The 3151-nt window shown below is 65.1% G+C and carries 1 protein-coding gene; it reads left to right on the top strand.

Annotation, left to right across the window (positions count from 1 at the left end; genetic code table 11):
- Positions 1–58 precede the first annotated feature (58 nt).
- Positions 59–3151: penicillin acylase family protein (locus tag ACFE0K_RS15165; protein WP_434536859.1), on the top strand; the 3093-nt coding region annotated here is incomplete at its 3' end.

Genomic DNA, 3151 nt, shown 5'->3' with positions numbered 1-3151 from the left:
GGACGTTAGTGCGAACAGTGTTCGCCGACCAAAACAATAATGTCCCGAGGAGAGCACCATGAAACCCGGCCTGTTACTCAGTGCCCTGCTGAGCACCAGCCTGCTTGCCGCCTGTGGCGGCGGAGGCTCCAGCAACCCGGCACCTGTCAGCAACACCCCCACACCCAGCAATCCGCCGACGCCGGAAGTGCCGACTGGCCCGGAACCGCGCCCCTCCAATGTCACCGCTCCCTTTGCAGATTACGGCACGGTGCTGAACATCCTGCCCCCGGGTCAGGATGACATCGGCGGCGTCGCCAATCTGAGCGCAGACATTCCCGGTCTCGGCGATCTGCTTAGCACCCTGTTCGACGACCTGGTGGCAGAAACCGGTCTGGTGCCGGCCCTCAGCAAGGAACCCCACTTCGACGATCAGCTGGGTCTCTACGACGCCCTGGTGCGCAGCGAACCTGGCCTTACCGATGACCAGCTCGGCGACTACTTCAAAGCCGCCCCGCTACTGGCTCCGGAAGCGGGCAACTGGGAAAGCGAGCAGACACTGGATGCCGCCGGCTATCAGGTGGATATCAAACGCGACAACTTCGGGGTGCCCCACATTTTCGGTGAGTCCCGCCGCGATGCCCTGTTCGGGGTCGGCTATGTGACCGCCGCCGACCGCCTGTTCCTGCTGGATGTGCTACGTCGTGCCGGCCGTGGCGAGCTGTCCCGTTTTCTGGGACCGGCGGACTTCTCCTTCGATGAGGATATCGCCTTCAATGCGCCCTACCGGGAAGAGGACCGCACCACCATGATCGCCAACACCATCGCCCGTTTCGGCGATGACGGCGCCCAGGTCTTCGATGACGCCACCAACTATGTAGCCGGCCTCAACCAGTACGTGACGGACGCCCGCAGCGGGCTGCTGGAAGTACCGGTGGAATACGTGGCCCTGGGGGTGCAACTGGAACCGTTCGTGATCGAGGACGTGGTCGCCATTGCCACCCTGATCCAGGGCATCTTCGCCGGTGGCGGCGGCAACGAGCACAACAATGTGTTGCTGTTGCAGGCCCTGGAAGCCCAGACCGGCAGCAAGGAGATCGCCTGCGATCTGTGGAAGGACCTGCGTCACGGCACCGATCCGGAATCCTCTGTGACCACCACAACATCCTTCGCCACCCAGTCGCCCCCCACCCTGCCGGACCTCTGCCCACTCAGCGGCGAGCTGGCCGGCCAGTTCCCCGGCGCGGTGATGTTCGACGCGGGCTCCTTCCAGACCTTTGACCCGCTCAGCCATGAACCCTGTGGCCGCCCGGGCCAGCCCGAGTGTCCCGAAGCCCTGGGCAATGTGCCCGCCCTGCCCGGCACCGGTGTGGTCGGCGGCCTGGTGGATACCGTGGGCGACCTGCTCGGCGGCATCCTGTCCCTGTCCTTCCTGGACGATGGCGGCCAGGCCCTGTCACAGCAGTGGGCCAGCCTGACCCGTCAGCTGCCCGCACTGTGGACCCGCAAAGACACTCTCACCGAGCAACAGCAACAACAGGCCATGCAACGTATCGCCGCCATCGAAACCGGCATTCAGGGGCTGCGCGACGGCTTCCCCAGCGTCATGTCCAATGCCCTGCTGCTCAATGCAGAGCATTCCGCCAGCGGCCAGCCCCTGGCCGTGTTCGGCCCGCAGACCAGCTACTTTGTCCCACAGTTGCTGCTGGAAATGGCCGTCCATGGTGGCGACATCAACACCCGCGGCATGACCTTCACCGGCCTGCCCTATGTGGTCATCGGGCGCGGCCCCGACTTCGCCTGGAGCGCCACCTCCGGCAGCTCCGACCTCACCGACGTGCGTGTGGTACAGCGCTGTGAGCCGGCCGAGCCACCAGCCCATGGTGAAGGCGGCTACCAGGTCAACGGCCAGTGCAAACCCTTTGATGTGCTTGACCAGCAATGGGTGGCCCGCTGGAATCTGGCTTCTTCCACCGATCCGGAGGCAGTGGGTCAGAACGAAGCGGTCACTCGCCGGGTGATCCGCACCGAGGAATACGGCCCCGTGATCGGCTTTGCCACCGTGTCCGGTATGCCCGTGGCAGTGACCCGCCAGCGCAGCACCTACTTCGCCGAACTGGATACTGCCCTGCCGTTCCTGCAGGCCAGCCGCAATGACGTGCACGATGTAGAGAGCTTCTACGATGTGTTCCACAACACCACCGGCAGCTTCAACTGGTTCTATATCGACGACCGAGACATCGCCTTTTTCCACTCCGGTGATTACCCGCAACGGGCCAACGGCATCCACCCGGAACTGCCCAGCTGGGGTAACGGCCAGTACGACTGGAACGGCTTTATCCCGCAGCAGGCACACCCTCAAGCGAGCAACCCGGACCGCGGCTACCTGGCCAGCTGGAATAACCGTCCGGCCCGCGATTGGTGGGCTGCCGATGCCCATGCGCCCTATGGCTCCGCCCACCGTAACGACATCCTCGACGTGCGCCTGCAGCAACTGGTGCAGGAAGGCAGCGTGACCCGGGCGCGCATGGTGGAAGCCATGGGCGATGCCGCCACCGTGGATCTGCGCGGCCAGGAAATCGTCCCCGCCGCCCTGGCCTTACTGGCAAGCGCACCGGTCACCGGCGATCAGGACAGCGCCATCCGCTTGATGCAGGACTGGGTAGCCAATGGTGCCCTGCGCCGGGACCGGGACGGTGACGGCAACTACGACGAGGAAGCCGCCGTGGCCTTGATGGATGCCTGGTACCCGCTGATGATCGACATCCTGCTGCCGCAGATCACCGCCGTGGAAGACGTGGATGGCCGCAACCTGTCACTGATGGGCCGGGACAACAAACCCGGTGCCGGCGGCTCCGCCTACAACAATGGCTACTACGGCTATCTGGAACGGGTGCTGGAACAGGCCGCAGGCACCAGCGCCAGCCCCTACCGGGCCCTGCGCTGCGCCGACAGCGATGACCTGGCCACTTGCCGCAGCGCGCTGGCCAACAGCCTCAACCAGGCCATCGAGCAACTGGGCGGCATCGCCAGCATGGACAGCTGGAACGTGGACGAAAGCCAGGACCAGATCCAGCACCGCGCCATCGGCCCGGCCACGGTCCCCGCCATCCACTGCAGAACCGCCCTACCGTCCCGCAGGAAGTGGAGTTCACCGGGCATCGGTTACTGT

This window comes from Alcanivorax sp. (assembly GCF_051117345.1).
Lineage (GTDB): Bacteria > Pseudomonadota > Gammaproteobacteria > Pseudomonadales > Alcanivoracaceae > Alcanivorax.
This window is presented reverse-complemented; position numbering and strand designations above follow the sequence as displayed.